Annotated in this window: 8 protein-coding genes; 1 reads left to right on the forward strand and 7 read right to left on the reverse strand. The window is 38.0% G+C overall.

Annotation, left to right across the window (positions count from 1 at the left end):
• Positions 1 to 919: 919 nt before the first annotated feature.
• Positions 920 to 1,900, forward strand: coding sequence for an acyl-ACP desaturase (locus ACN1CD_RS23260; RefSeq protein ID WP_419132820.1), 981 nt, complete (start codon positions 920 to 922; stop codon positions 1,898 to 1,900).
• Positions 1,901 to 1,957: 57 nt separating this feature from the next.
• Here the strand turns inward: ACN1CD_RS23260 and ACN1CD_RS23265 are convergent, their stop codons facing one another.
• The 7 genes from ACN1CD_RS23265 to ACN1CD_RS23295 form a co-directional block, all read right to left on the reverse strand.
• On the reverse strand, positions 1,958 to 5,350 hold the full coding sequence (locus tag ACN1CD_RS23265) for a methylmalonyl-CoA mutase family protein (protein WP_419132821.1): 3,393 nt from the start codon (positions 5,348 to 5,350) through the stop codon (positions 1,958 to 1,960).
• 1,183 nt (positions 5,351 to 6,533) lie between these two features.
• A complete protein-coding gene (gene pafA / locus ACN1CD_RS23270; RefSeq protein ID WP_419132822.1) occupies positions 6,534 to 8,192 on the reverse strand; it encodes an alkaline phosphatase PafA in 1,659 nt (552 codons plus the stop codon).
• Positions 8,193 to 8,261: 69 nt separating this feature from the next.
• On the reverse strand, positions 8,262 to 9,551 hold the full coding sequence (locus ACN1CD_RS23275) for a bifunctional folylpolyglutamate synthase/dihydrofolate synthase (RefSeq protein ID WP_419132823.1): 1,290 nt from the start codon (positions 9,549 to 9,551) through the stop codon (positions 8,262 to 8,264).
• Between the two features lie 564 nt (positions 9,552 to 10,115).
• Entirely contained in the window at positions 10,116 to 10,931 is an 816-nt protein-coding gene (locus ACN1CD_RS23280; protein WP_419132824.1) for an energy transducer TonB, read from the reverse strand.
• Positions 10,931 to 11,332 carry an ExbD/TolR family protein gene (locus tag ACN1CD_RS23285; RefSeq protein ID WP_419132825.1) on the reverse strand — a complete coding sequence of 134 codons (402 nt, stop codon included), beginning with the start codon at positions 11,330 to 11,332 and terminating at the stop codon, positions 10,931 to 10,933. Before ACN1CD_RS23285 ends, ACN1CD_RS23280 begins: the two co-directional genes overlap by 1 nt.
• Positions 11,332 to 12,039, reverse strand: a complete 708-nt coding sequence (locus ACN1CD_RS23290) for a MotA/TolQ/ExbB proton channel family protein (RefSeq protein ID WP_419132826.1) — start codon at positions 12,037 to 12,039, stop codon at positions 11,332 to 11,334. Before ACN1CD_RS23290 ends, ACN1CD_RS23285 begins: the two co-directional genes overlap by 1 nt.
• Positions 12,039 to 13,922 (reverse strand): hypothetical protein, encoded by a 1,884-nt coding sequence (locus ACN1CD_RS23295; protein WP_419132827.1) that lies wholly within the window; start codon positions 13,920 to 13,922, stop codon positions 12,039 to 12,041. The genes ACN1CD_RS23290 and ACN1CD_RS23295 overlap by 1 nt, the downstream gene beginning before the upstream one ends.
• Between the last annotated feature and the right edge of the window lie 849 nt (positions 13,923 to 14,771).

The raw sequence follows: 14,771 nt of genomic DNA on the forward strand, positions 1-14,771 counted from the left end.
CACGTGGGAGAGTAGGTCGGTGCCAAATCTTAAAAGCCCAAAAGGCGTTTAACAAGAGCCCTTGCAGTAACAACTGCAGGGGTTTCTTCGTTAGTGAAAAGTTGTAAGTTAAAGGTTCAAAGTTGTAAGTTAAAGGTTACAAGTTACAGGTCTGGGAGCAGATAGCGAACGACCAACAACGATAAACGAGATCGAAAAAAATATCAACTATAAAATCATCGTATATTCATCACGCGTCTTCCTGAACTTGATTCAGGATCTTTTCATAGCTAATAGACGAACAACGATAACACAATGAACCTTATTATTATCTCCCGCAGATTTCAGGGATTTCGCAGATTTGATGAAAAATCGTTAGTGGTGTTTTAACGGAAGTAATACTTAGGTTAGGGATTCTTCGCTGCGCTCTGAATGAAGGCAGAATTAAACAAACTTCCCCGCATTTAGTTACAAGTTGAAAGTTAAAGGTTCAAAGTTGAAAGGGCAGCAACTAACAACGATATAAACAACCTCAATTATTATTTAAAGAAGACTGCACGTAAGCAAGTTTTAAAAAGCGCACAGGCTTATTTATCTAAACCTGATGGTAGCGAAAATCCTTTTTGTTATCTATCATTTCATTTTCTATGTTTCCTCAACAAAAAGATTAAAGTGAACAAGCAGGACTATATTACCCCAAAAAGCACTGGCTTCCATTTTCTAATGATTATTCAGGCAATATTTATATTTTTATAGATTTCATTTTGATGATCTACTGAATAACTTTCTTACTCTAATTATTATAACACTTCAATTTCGTTAACAGAATAGTAATTAAGATTATATATAAAACTGATTCGTTGCAAATGTGTTAATTATAATAAGGTTTGCCATAATATTTGGTTATCTTTGTTTTTAACAAAATTTATATAAACGAGTAATGAGTTTTTTTGCAGATAAAAGAAGGGAAGTAATGGTGCATATCGAGAAGTATATGCTCGAAATGATGGATACCTACCTGAAGCCGATTGATACTAATTGGCAGCCATCTGATTTTCTACCTGATTCTACAAGTGAAAATTTCTATCAGGATATTAGAATCTTAAGAGAAAACGCAAAAGATTTATCTTATGATTTAGTAGCCGTTTTAATTGGTGACACGATTACTGAAGAAGCTTTACCAACTTATGAATCTTGGCTTGCAATGGTTCAAGGGCCGAGCATGAAAGAAGATGGTGGATGGATGAAGTGGAACAGACACTGGACTGCTGAAGAGAACCGTCATGGTGATCTTTTAAATAAATATCTTTACTTATCTGGCCGTGTTGATATGCGCCAGATGGAAATCTCTACCCAGTATTTAATTGCTGATGGTTTTGATATTGGTACCGGTCATGATCCTTATCGTAACTTTATTTACACTTCATTTCAAGAGTTAGCAACAAATATTTCACATAGAAGGGTAGCTTCACTGGCTAAAAAAGATGGTGACACCCTTTTGTCTAAAATTTGCGGTGTAATTGCATCTGATGAGGCAAGACATGCTAAAGCTTACAAAGATTTCATGAATCGCATTTTCGAGGTTGACCCTAACGAAGCGATGTTGGCTTTTGAAGATATGATGCGTAAAAAAATTGTTATGCCTGCGCATTTCCTTCGCGAAGTAGGATTAAAAATCGGACAAACTTTTGGTCATTTTACTGACGCAGCACAACGTTTAGGCGTTTATACAGCTGTTGACTACGTTGAAATTATGCAACAATTAATCGAGGATTGGAAAATTGAAGGTATGCAAGACTTAAATGATGCAGGTGAAAAAGCTCGTGATTATATCATGGCGCTACCATCGCGTTTATTGAGGGTTGCAGATCGCATGAAAAATCCAACAATAGATTATAAATTTAGCTGGATCGCTGGTTAATAAATTATACATCATAAAAAAAGGCCCGTTTTGATCTTCAAAATGGGCCTTTTTATGTTACATATTTCTGCGGTATTGTCCACCGACTTCATATAGGGCATTGCTGATTTGGCCAAGTGAGCACACTTTACAAACTTCAATCAGTTGTTCGAAAATATTTTCGCCATTGATGGCGGATTTTTGAAGCCGCTTCAGTAAATTAAAAGATCTATCGGCGTTTCTATCCTGAAACTTCTGGAGTGCATCAATCTGATATTGTTTTTCTTCTTCAGTTGCCCGAATAATTTCACCTGGAACAATCGTAGGCGAACCATTTTTATTAAGGAACGTATTCACACCCACAATTGGATATTCACCGCTATGTTTGAGTGTTTCGTAATACAAGCTTTCCTCTTGGATTTTTCCTCGTTGATACATGGTTTCCATTGCGCCTAATACGCCTCCGCGATCATTTATTCTTTTGAATTCCTGTAAAACAGCGTCTTCTACCAAGTCTGTTAATTCTTCAATAATAAAAGCACCTTGTAATGGATTTTCATTTTTAGCCAGACCCAATTCACGATTGATGATTAACTGAATGGCCATCGCTCTACGAACGGATTCTTCTGTAGGTGTAGTAATGGCTTCATCGTAAGCATTGGTATGCAGTGAATTGCAGTTGTCGTAAATGGCATATAGTGCTTGCAAAGTTGTTCTGATATCGTTAAAATCTATCTCTTGCGCATGCAAAGATCTTCCTGAGGTTTGGATATGATATTTTAGCTTTTGAGATCTGTCATTTCCTTTGTATTTATTTTTAATAGCCTTTGCCCAAACTCTTCTGGCTACGCGACCAATTACTGCGTATTCAGGATCAATACCATTAGAAAAAAAGAACGAGAGATTTGGTGCGAAATCATCAATATGCATACCTCTGCTCAGGTAATATTCTACGAAAGTAAATCCATTACTTAATGTGAAAGCAAGTTGAGAAATGGGATTGGCACCTGCCTCTGCAATGTGATATCCAGATATAGAGACGGAATAAAAGTTCCGTACTTTTTCGTCGATAAAATACTTCTGAATATCGCCCATCATCCGTAGTGCAAATTCGGTAGAAAAGATACAGGTATTTTGCGCCTGATCTTCTTTTAAGATATCGGCCTGAACGGTACCACGAACTGAACTTATTGCTTTTGCTTTAATGGTTTGATAAACCTCAGCTGGTAAAACTTCGTCACCTGTTACGCCGAGTAACATCAGCCCTAATCCGTTATTTCCTTCAGGTAATGTGCCATTGTAGGATGGAAGAGGGGTGTTTTTAGCCTTGTAAATTGAGTTTATTTTTGCTGCTATTTCGTCCTGAAGTTCATTTTCGATAATGTATTTTTCACACTGCTGATCGATCGCTGCATTCATGAAAAAACCCAGTAACATTGGCGCCGGGCCATTGATGGTCATAGAGACAGAGGTTGACGGTGAGCAAAGATCAAAACCGGAGTACAATTTCTTTGCATCATCAATGGTGGCGATACTTACACCAGAATTTCCAATTTTGCCATAAATATCAGGGCGAACATGTGGATCTTCCCCATATAGCGTTACCGAATCAAATGCCGTGGAAAGTCGATGGGCGGGCTGCCCCAGAGAAACATAATGGAAACGCTTGTTTGTTCTTTCTGGGCCGCCTTCACCTGCAAACATCCTGGTTGGATCTTCTCCTTCACGTTTTAACGGGAAAACACCTGCTGCATAAGGGAATTCTCCCGGAAGATTTTCTGTAAGTAGCCATCTTAAAATATCTCCCCAGTCCTCATATCTGGGTAAGGAAACTTTTGGGATATTCAGCTTTGATAAAGACTCATAATATAAGGGCTGCTTTATTTCCTTATTCCGCACTTTATAAATAAAAAATTCTTCTTTATAAGCCTTTTTTGTTTCTGGCCATTGGCGAAGCAAGCGCTTACATTCTCCATCTAATTGTTCTTCGAAAAAAGATAAAGCCCCCTCTAAATCTCTCCCGGGAGGGGAGACTTTGCCTTTCTCATCTGTTATTTGGTGTTTATTTAACAGATCTATTACACCCTTGAGCTGATACATTTTTCTTGCAATAGTTGTTTGCTTATCTACCCATTCATTATAAGCTTGGCTTGATTCTGCAATTTCAGCGAGGTAGCGAAGCCGATCCGGTGGAATGATGTAAATTTTTTCAGATTGATCGGAGGTTAACTCCATTTTTGCTTTAAAATCTGTGGCAGTTTTTATTTTTATTTGCTGCATTAACGCGACAAACAAATTATTCATCCCAGGATCATTAAACTGCGAAGCCATCGTTCCATAAACAGGAATTTCCTCATCTTTCGCGTCGAAGATATTATGGTTGCGTTTATATTGTTTGCGTACATCACGAAGGGCATCCAGGGCACCACGTTTATCAAACTTGTTAATAGCGACGAGATCCGCAAAATCAAGCATGTCGATTTTTTCCAGCTGCGTTGCTGCTCCAAATTCTGGCGTCATTACGTAAAGAGACACATCGCAATGTTCGGTAATTTCTGTATCTGATTGGCCGATACCAGAAGTTTCTACAATAATTAAATCATAGCCGGCAGCTTTACAAATATCTATACTTTCCTGCACGTTTTTAGATAAAGCTAAATTAGCTTGTCTGGTAGCAAGTGAACGCATGTAAACCCTCGGATTATTAATGGCATTCATTCGGATACGGTCTCCAAGTAGTGCACCTCCGGTTTTTCGTTTAGAAGGATCAATAGATATAATGGCCAGTGTTTTATCAGGTACCTCTACCAGAAAACGACGAACAAGCTCATCTACTAATGATGACTTTCCTGCGCCACCTGTTCCGGTAATGCCAAGAATTGGTGCTTTATTATTTTTAGATAATCTTTTTAATTCATTTACAAATGATTGCGCACCTTCGGGATCATTTTCTGCAACGGTTATTGCACCGGCGATGGCTTTAATTTCTTTATTAGGGATAGTAATGAGTTCATCAGTAATTTTTTCTCTGGTGATGAAATCGGTTTGAATCAACATATCATTGATCATGCCTTGTAAACCCATTTTGCGGCCATCATCAGGGGAATAAATTTTTGTAATTCCATATTCCTGTAGTTCTTTAATTTCTGTCGGCAGGATGACACCACCGCCACCAGCGAAAATCTTAATATGACCTGAACCACGTTCCTGCAGTAAATCATACATGTATTTAAAATATTCGATATGTCCACCTTGATAAGATGTCATGGCGATACCCTGAACATCTTCCTGGATGGCACAGTTTACTACTTCATCAACCGATCTATTGTGACCCAGATGAATTACCTCAGCTCCTGAAGATTGAAGGATCCGGCGCATAATGTTAATGGTTGCATCATGGCCATCGAAAAGCGAGGCAGCTGTAACAAAGCGGATTTTATTTTTGGGTTTATATATTTCTGTTGCTTGCATACTAGGGGATTTGAAGGATTTTATGGTTAATGGCCAATCCTCGTTTCCAAATATTTGGTATGCAAATGTAATAAAATAAGCAGCTTAAGCTAAGAAGACCCTATACCGTTATGGCTTTTGGTTCAGCGAAGTTGCTTTATTAAATGGCGTGAATAATTGTGATGGTCATAAATTAAAAATTCCCTTATGCGGTAACCAAAGTCTTTTGGCGGCTAAAACATTTCGCATATAAGAGAATATCTTTTACATAATAATTTGAATGACTGTATTATAATCATAGGTGTGCTAAGCTGGTTTAGTATTTTAATAGCAGAACATACCAATTGTTGTTTACCATCTAAGTCACCTAGCTCATTTTAGTGTTAGCTGTATAAAAATAAATGTTAGTAAAATAGTTTTATGATTTAACCATATAAGACATTTAAGAAACATATAGGCCTTAGTTCGAGATCATAATGTTACAACTTGGTTATGCTAAGGTGTCTAAGTTGGTTAAATATTTTAATAGCATAGTAGGCGGATTGTTTTGCCACATGAGTCTCCTGAATGCATTTTAGTGTTAGCTATAAAAATGTTAGTGGCAAGTTTCTGTATTTAACCATATAAGACATTTAAGAAACATATAGGCCTTAATTCGAGATCATAGTGTTATTAGGTGTGCTAAGGTGTCTAAGTTTGGTTAAATATTTAATAGTATAGTATGCCGATTGTTTTGTTACCTGAGTCGCCTGAATGCATTTAGTGTTAGCTATGTAAATGTTAGTGGCAAGTTTCTGATTTAGCCATATTAGACATTTAAGAAACATATAGGCCTTAGTTCGAGATTATATTGTTAGAATCTTAGGTGTGTTAAGGTGTCTAAGTTGGTTAAATATTTAATAGTATAGTATGCCGATTGTTTTGTCACCTGAGTCGCCTGAATGCATTTAGTGTTAGCTTATGTAAATGTTAGTAGCAAGTTTCTGATTTAACCATATCATATATTTAAGAAACATATAGTCCTTAGTTCGAGATCATATTGTTAGAATCTTAGGTGTGCTAAGGTGTCTAAGTTGGTTATATTTCAATAGCATAGTAGGCCGATTGTTTTCACCACTTAAAACACCTAAGTTACTTTAGTTGTTGGCTGTCATTCCTAATCCATAAAACAAAAAAACTATGCTGGTGGGCATAGTTTCTAGAATTATTTGTTTGTGATTTCTGTAATGGGTTCTCCAACATTGCCACTTGGCATTTGGATATGGAGCAATGCAGCCAGTGTTGGTGCGATATCCGTCATGTAATGCGTTTTATTGGATGCGCCAGGCTTAATTCCCCAGCCCATGAAAACCAATGGAATATGTGAATCGTATGGATTCCAATTTCCATGAGTGGTTCCTGTGCTGGTACCATTAAACCAGTTTGGATTTAAAATGTAATAAAGATCTCCGCTTCTTCTGGCATTGTAGCCATTGGTGATCATTTTTTTCTGAATCTCAGGTAAAGTTGCCTGAGAAATTTTTGAAATGTCTACAACGTTGGCAAAGCCATCCATCTTCTTCAGGAATTCAATGGATGCTGATTTAATAACATCGAAACTTACGTTAAGTTGATCTGTCTTATCATGATCAAAAATAATCTGGTTATTCATCGATCTTAATACAACATTATTAACCTTGAATTTATCATTCAGATAAGTATTTAGTTTGCTGGCTATATCTTTATCACTTACTACTCCCGAAGGCAATTTATTGGCCTGCATAAAGCCAGGTACATGAGCTGCACCATGATCGGCTGTTAAAAATACGGTGTAATTTCCTTTGCCTACTTTCCTATCAAGATAATTGAAAAACTCTTCAATGTCCTTATCCAAACGCAAATAAGTATCTTCTGCTTCTATTGAATTCGGGCCATAAGCATGACCAACATAATCAGTCGATGAACAACTTACTGCTAAGAAATCGGTGATGTTATCCTGACCTAGATCTTCAGAAAGGATGGCTAATTTAGCAAGATCTAGCGTGATGGTATTACCGTAAGGTGTGCTTCTAATCACATCATAGTTTTTACCTGCAAACTGTGCCAGGCTATGGGGGAAAGTACTTTGTTTTCCTTCATAAGTCTGTTCATCTGCAGTGCTATTCACATAAGTGTTAATCGGGTATAAGGTTTCCCAGTTCTTTGCGTAGAATTTGTTAGCCAGTTTAAGTTTATTATAGTCAGCAATCCAGGTGGGTACTTCCTTCATATAATAGCTGCTGGTGATCCAGTTTCCGGTACTTCCCTGATACCAGTATGCTGCATTTGCAGCATGACCTGCCGGAAGAATAGATCCTCTGTCTTTTAAGGAAATTCCAATTACTTTACCGCGGAAATTAGTCGCTAACCTTAACTCATCTGTAATGGTTGTGGTTAACAGGTTTTTAGGAGACATATTGCCTTCTGGCGATGGTGTACTTCCAACAGTTACTGCGCTTGTATCTTCCGTGCAGTATACGCTTTTCTTTGTTTCCGGATCAAACCAATCGTTGCCGATAATGCCATTAACCGCTGGAACTGAACCCGTGTAAATACAGCTATGGCCACAGGCGGTATAGGTTGGTGTATAAGGGATGAAAGTGTTTTCTACAGAAAATCCTTCGTTAATTAACCTCTTAAAACCTCCGTTGGTATATCTGTTATAGTATCGATATAGATAATCCCATCTCATCTGATCAACAACCAGACCGACTACGAGTTTTGGTCGGGCAACTTCGGAAGGAAAAGTTTTAGTTTGATTAACCGCAGTTTTTTTTGTTTGTGCTGATGCGATAGAAAAGGATAGGAGCGAGAGGGAAAAGAGTAAACAGGAAATTTTCTTCATTCTATTTTTTAATAAAGGCCTAAATTAATGATTTTAAGATGAAGAACTTTTGAAGTTTTTGTAAAGTTTTCATATCGCTTCTGCTACTACGAAGGTACTGCCGCCGATATAAACGAGGTCATTTGAGGCGGCGTTTTTTATTGCCGTATCCTTTGCTGCTAAAACCGAAGGATATATTTCACCAACAAGATTAAATGCTGATGCTTGTGTGGCCAGTTCGGCAGCTGACAAACCTCTTTCCAGATCGGGCTTACAAAAATAGTAGGTCGCTTCTTTTGGCATTAGCGATAAAACCTTCTTAATATCTTTGTCGTTTACCATCCCAAACACAATATGCAATTTTTCGTAGGGTGTTTGGTTAATATTTTTAATCACTTCTGTGATTCCAGCTTCATTGTGTCCGGTATCGCAAATCACCAGTGGATTGGTTTGTAAAGTTTGCCAGCGTCCTTGCAAACCAGTTAGTTTCTTAACGTTTCTCAAACCCTTAAATATACTTTTCTCGTCGATTTTAAATTCGGTTTTCTGGTCGAGAACATTTAATGCTGCTAATACAGTTAAGATGTTTTTTTGCTGATAGATTCCGGTAAGGTCGCTATGTAGGTTTTTATATTTTATTATTCCGTCCTGAAAAACTGATAGCAAGAGCAAATTGTTCTTTAATTCTAAATCTTCGGCCTTTAAGATCTGATCTGCAAAGATGATCGGCGCTTGCATTTTTGAGGCTTTCCCAATGAATACATCAGCTGATTTTTTTTGAGTTTCGCCAATGATAACCGGTGTACTTGCTTTAATAATACCCGCTTTTTCTCCCGCAATTTCTTCGATGGTGTTACCGAGCATATTGGTATGATCTAGACTAATATTCGTGATTACCGAAATTAATGGATTAATAATATTGGTAGAATCTAAACGTCCGCCTAATCCCACTTCGATTACTGCAATATCAACTTTGTTTTTTGCGAAATGATCAAAGGCCATGGCAACCGTAACCTCAAAAAATGAGGGTTGTATTTCTTCCATGAGTGATTGCTGTGCAGCTACAAAGTCGACTACATCTTGCTTTGGCATCATTTTCCCGTTAATCCGGATTCGCTCGCGAAAATCTTTGAGGTGAGGAGAAGTATACAAACCAGTTTTATAGCCCTGAGCCTGTAATACCGCGGCCAGCATGTGTGAGGTTGAACCTTTTCCATTGGTACCAGCCACGTGGATACTTGTAAATTTTCCCTGCGGATTATCGATCGCTTCGCATAATAAAATGGTATTGGTTAGATCCTTTTTAAATGCTGATGCGCCAACACGCGTAAACATGGGGAGTTTACTGTATAAAAAATCAAGTGTTTGCTGGTAATTCATGCCGCAAATATACATCAAGGTATTTCAATGTAAAATTGAAATTTTGAATTATAATGTCGCCCTATTGTTGACCTAAGATTAGTTAAAATTTGTGAGGATTTTTTGCCCGCTCTTTGCCCCGGGGGCATGGTAATTTTTCACAGTTAATATTGTTTTTAGCAGTGTTCAAGAATGCTGCGCATTTTGGAGCGCCAAAGTACCAAAAACGCTTTGTCAATCCAACTAGGGGCCTTTCACAAATCCCACACACATCAAAAAACAGCGGGCACTTTGTTTTGTGTTCAATTTCTTTTAAGCTTCGAACCATCATTTATGAACACAAAACCACTGCGTTTAAGGTTTGTTAGTGCTGTATGTACTATTGTACAACTGTTTTTTTGATTTATCCGGCCCTTGGGATTGAAGGCGCTCTTCGGTATAGCCTGTGTTTTATTAAAGTTGGTTAGCAAAATGCATAGAAAACCACTCCTAGAAGATATGTCCGCACGATAGTCTGAAAGAGAGGAATAACGATCGCCATTCCTCAGATGCATTGGAGGTGCAAAGGGCTTAAAATCTCGTTATTTAGTTTACGCCAAAATTAAAAGTAACCAATCCGGTTTGATTGTCTCCACCTTCTTCCGCTTTAATAATGGAAGAATTTAAAACAGCCTGAATACACTTATTAACCAATTCGGTATCGGTTGTGGTAGATCCCTTAAGGTTTTGATTAGCCTTCACTATTTTTCCGTTTCGGTTGAAATATACTTTGATCACGATTCGGCCTGTTTTCTGACCATCATCTGTTGGTTTTTCTAAGTTTGCAAAACGCCTTAAGGGAAGTGGTGTATTTCCAAATCCGGAACCACCAGCACCATAATTATTGGCTAACGGATCTCCGTTTACAGAACCCTGATTGCCTGGAGTATTTCCTGTTCCGTCTCCACCGCCCTGTCCCGTACTCTTCTTGCCCTTATAAAGTGCATTTTGGTTTACTACCGGTTGAGTAGGTTTATCATCTTTAGCCGTAGTTGGTGCAGTGGCTTTTGTTTTGGTTGGCTTTGTATTTACGGCAATTGCCTCTTCGGTATTTTGTGTCTGAATTTCCTTTTCACCAGTTTCTACTGTAGTATTTTCGGTTACTTTTTCTTCCGGTACTACTTTATCAGGTGCTTTATTATTGGCGTTTGGATCTGCGGAGGGTTCTTCAATACTGGTATAATCGTCGCCCATACCAGTTTCTGCAGTACCATAATTAACTACCATACCACCCATTCCTATTTCTTCGGGTGGTTCAAAAGAATTAATCACGATTAAAAAACTAATCGCAAGCAAAACAGCCATGATTCCGCTGGAAATGGCAATGGCTTTTGGATAATTATTTTCTTCTGTAGTATTCATTATTTTTTAGGCTCTACAGCTAAAACGAGTTTTAATTTCAATTTGTTTGCCACATCATAAGCAACCATAATATTTTCTGCAGGAACGTTTTTGGCAACATACAATACGATCGTCATATCAGGTGCTGCTTTCTGGTAAACTTCAATTGCTGATTGTAAACCTTCTGCAGGTACTGGTTTTTTATCAACGAAATAATTAAACTTATCGTCTATGCTTACGGTTACTGCTTTCTTTGCTGTTGATTGCTGACCGCTACTAGATTGCGGCAATAACAATTTAACCACCTGAGGATTTACTACAGCAGAGGCCAATAAGAAAAACAACATCAGAAAGAACATAATGTCGTTCAGTGCTGATGTATGTACTTCTACACTTCCTTTTGTTCTTTTGCGTAAATTCATTATTTGCTCGGTTCTTCTAATAAGTCAATAAAATCAATTGCATCTGTTTCCATTTTTAAAATGATTTTTTCCACCATAATATTTAGAATGTGATACAAAACATAGGCGATAATCCCAATAATTAAGCCTGACGCAGACGTAATCATTTTGGTATATAATCCACCGGAAATGGTGCCAATTTCAATGGCTCCTTTGATCGATACCTGGTGGAAGATGGTAATTACCCCTACAATAGTTCCAACGAAACCAAGCATGGGTGCAATACCGGCAACAATACCCAGGATGCTGATGTTTTTTTCCAGTTTAGAAACTTCTAATTTTCCTACGTTCTCAATGGCACCTTCGATGTCTTTGATCGGGCGACCGATACGTTTCAATCCTTTTTGTAACATGCGGGAAAGTGGAGAATTGTTGTTTTTTAATAAGGACATGGCTCCATCTAAATTTCCAGAGTGAATATACGATCTGATTTGTCCCATCAAATTAGACTCATCTTTAGTTGCCTTTTTGATGGTTAAGTAACGTTCAACAAAAATAACTAAGGCTAGAAATGCTAAAAAAGCTAAAGGAATCATTACCCAGCCGCCTTTAAAAAGCAGGTCGATAAAATGAAGTTCTTCTGGAGCTGGTGGTGTTAACGCCTGGTTAACCGCATTTGCTGTGTCTTGAATCGCTTGTGTGGTGTCTTGAATTAATAAAGTAATCATTATGGTTGTGTGTTGTTAAATATTTGTTGTACGAAAAACCCTTTTCCTTTTAGTCTTTTCTGTATGATATCTTTCTGTTCTTCTGCTTCTTTCTGCGTTTTAAAACTCGCTACGCTTACTTTTTTCAAGCGACCCGGCAGGTTGGCTATTTTTGCCTTAAAACCTATTTTTTCCATTTGCTTGATAAACACCAACGCTTTTTTCTCCGATTGAAAAGATGCTGCAATAACATCAAACGTAGATGGGCCGGTTTTTGGTACAATTTTAGTTTCTTTCGGTGTTTCTACAGCTGGTTTAACTACTGGTTTTTCTACTGCTTTTTTTACCGTGTCTGTTTTTTTCTCAACCTGGTTAACTTTTAATATGCTATCGGTTTTGGCTGTAGAATCTTGTTTTGCTTTCAGTGTATCTACTGCAACTTTCGGAGAATCGACCACTGTACGTGCTGCCTCTACCGGCGCTGACTGACCGGTAAATAATTCTGGTTTAACCAAATAGGTAATGGCGGCTGCTATGACTAAAATCAAAATGATGATCGTAATTTTTAACCAGGTAGACATGCCTTGTGGCGTTTCTTCCTCGTGTACAATCGGGTCGTGACCGAAGCGATCGGGATGTTCAGCATGTTGCGCCTTAATAAACTGCGGGGCTTCAATCACTGGTTCTTCCGCTTTGACTTCGTCTTCTAAATTAACGTAAGTTTTTGGTTCGTCTTTTTCTGGCTTAAAGCCAAAACGAAAGCGGTTTGGATCTTCCTGGTGTGTAATTACAGATTCAATATGATCTGAGGCTGGAGTTGCAGGTGTCTCTGTTTTTTGATTTTCAGCTGAAATATTTTCTTCCTCATCTTCAGGCGTATGCCCGAAACGATTCGGATGTTCAGCATGCTGCTCAATAATAAATGCTGGCGCTTCAATTACTGGTTCTTCGGAATTTGAATCATCTTCGACATTGCTATCTGCTTTTTTAAATTCTGCAGGTGGTACTACTGCATCAGCATCAGTAATCGCTTTAACAGCTTCCTCATCTTCAGGTGTATGCCCGAAACGATTTGGATAGTATGAATGCTGCTCCCTGATAAATTGCGGTGCTTCTATTATAGGTTCTTCGATTTTTGAATCTTCTTCTAAATCGTTATCTGTTTCATTTTCATCTGCAGGCTGAATCTTTTCGTCAGTAATTGTCTTAACAGCTTCCTCATCTTCAGGCGTATGCCCGAAACGATTCGGATGATCTGCATGTTGCTCCTTGATAAACGCCGGAGCATCTGTAACCTCGTCAGTTGGTAAAGTATGTTTCAATGTGTTTTTGAAATCATCGTTCACTTCATCTAGCTCAATATTTTCAATTTCCGGATGTTTAACTTCTTTTTCTTCCGGATTGATGTTCCTATTCGGAACGCTTGGCGCTTCTGCAATTTCATCAAAAATTTCAGGCTCATCATTTTCCAGCGCATTTATTTCGCCTTCTACTACACTGGTTTCAGCCAGGGCAGGTAAGCCAAAAAACTCTGATCCATAAGTGATATTCTGAGCAGGTTCAAAACTTAAACCCTCATGCTCCGTAAAATATAATCTTCCTATACTGGCTAAAACAACTTCGTTTTCCTGAGCCAATGTTTCGGTTGTTTCCTCTACAAATTGCGCAATGTGGTCGTTAGCACTCTCTGTTGAAATGTTTTGCTTAGCTGATATGTAAGCGGGTAGTATACTTTCCGCTCTAACATCATGCGAAAACAGCAAAGTAAATCCGGGAGGCAAAAAAGACTGTTTTTCCTTGTCGTATCTACCAGGATATTTCTTTTTGTAAAAGGTGCCTAAGTCGGTAATACCAACTTCTTTATGTTGTTGTAAGAGTTCAAAAAGAAATGATGAGATATCCATTTTGTAAAATTATCGTTTTTGAATTAAAAAATATATTCCTTTAAACTGTTTTGGAGGCCATTTTTACAAAATGCAGTTGGATAAAGCCCTAAAATAGGGGAGGAATGGATTATTTTTATCATGCAAATTTTACTGGTTAAAAGGATCGATATCTGTATTCTTTCAAAGATAACGGTTACAAAGATAAAAATGGTATGTTTCTATGCAAATGGGGTACAAAATCGTTGTTCGTCTTTCGTTGATCGTTGTTAATTTTTAGTGCCGTAAAATTGAAAAAAGATCCTGAATCAAGTTCAGGAGGACGCTTGAGTGGGTTCAGTAAAGATTTTAAGGGGAAATTAGTTGAATGATACTAGGTCAAAGTTTATCACAATTATGGTATTGTCCTAGCCGGACGGGCTTATTTTCTTTTGGTACCAAAAGAATTAAAACTGCCGACTCGCAATTTTTCTATGGAAGTTAGTAGGTTGGCTTGGACAGTGCCATCCCGAAAAATTGACCATGCCGGTTTAAGAGCAGAACGAAGAAGCAGTGGTTTGGCCTTGTTGGATGGTTATAGCGATCGCCATTTCCCTCCTTCTGAGGGTGCCTGAAAGCTGGAGTGGTTTTTCAACCCACTATGTTATTATACTGATATAATTACCAAGAAATTAAACAATATTCTCGACGCATCGTCTTTGCGAGGAGGTTCGACGAAGCAATCCTAATGCGATCGCTATATGCGTTAGTCGTAATGAGACACTACAACGAGATTTTTTATGCTTTGTATTTGGAATGATGTTATTCTTGTCCTAGCCGGACGGTCTTATTTTCTTTTGGCACCAAAAGAAACAAAACTGCCGGCTCGCA

Source organism: Pedobacter sp. N23S346 (assembly GCF_048515415.1).
Classification (GTDB): domain Bacteria; phylum Bacteroidota; class Bacteroidia; order Sphingobacteriales; family Sphingobacteriaceae; genus Pedobacter.

Bases quoted from the DNA above. Each gene is read 5' to 3' on its own strand.
- pafA (WP_419132822.1), bottom strand. From the start codon at position 8,192: ATGAAGAAAATTTCCTGTTTACTCTTTTCCCTCTCGCTCCTATCCTTT.
- ACN1CD_RS23275 (WP_419132823.1), bottom strand. From the start codon at position 9,551: ATGAATTACCAGCAAACACTTGATTTTTTATACAGTAAACTCCCCATG.
- ACN1CD_RS23295 (WP_419132827.1), bottom strand. From the start codon at position 13,922: ATGGATATCTCATCATTTCTTTTTGAACTCTTACAACAACATAAAGAA.
- ACN1CD_RS23290 (WP_419132826.1), bottom strand. From the start codon at position 12,039: ATGATTACTTTATTAATTCAAGACACCACACAAGCGATTCAAGACACA.
- ACN1CD_RS23280 (WP_419132824.1), bottom strand. From the start codon at position 10,931: ATGAATACTACAGAAGAAAATAATTATCCAAAAGCCATTGCCATTTCC.
- ACN1CD_RS23260 (WP_419132820.1), top strand. From the start codon at position 920: ATGAGTTTTTTTGCAGATAAAAGAAGGGAAGTAATGGTGCATATCGAG.
- ACN1CD_RS23285 (WP_419132825.1), bottom strand. From the start codon at position 11,332: ATGAATTTACGCAAAAGAACAAAAGGAAGTGTAGAAGTACATACATCA.
- ACN1CD_RS23265 (WP_419132821.1), bottom strand. From the start codon at position 5,350: ATGCAAGCAACAGAAATATATAAACCCAAAAATAAAATCCGCTTTGTT.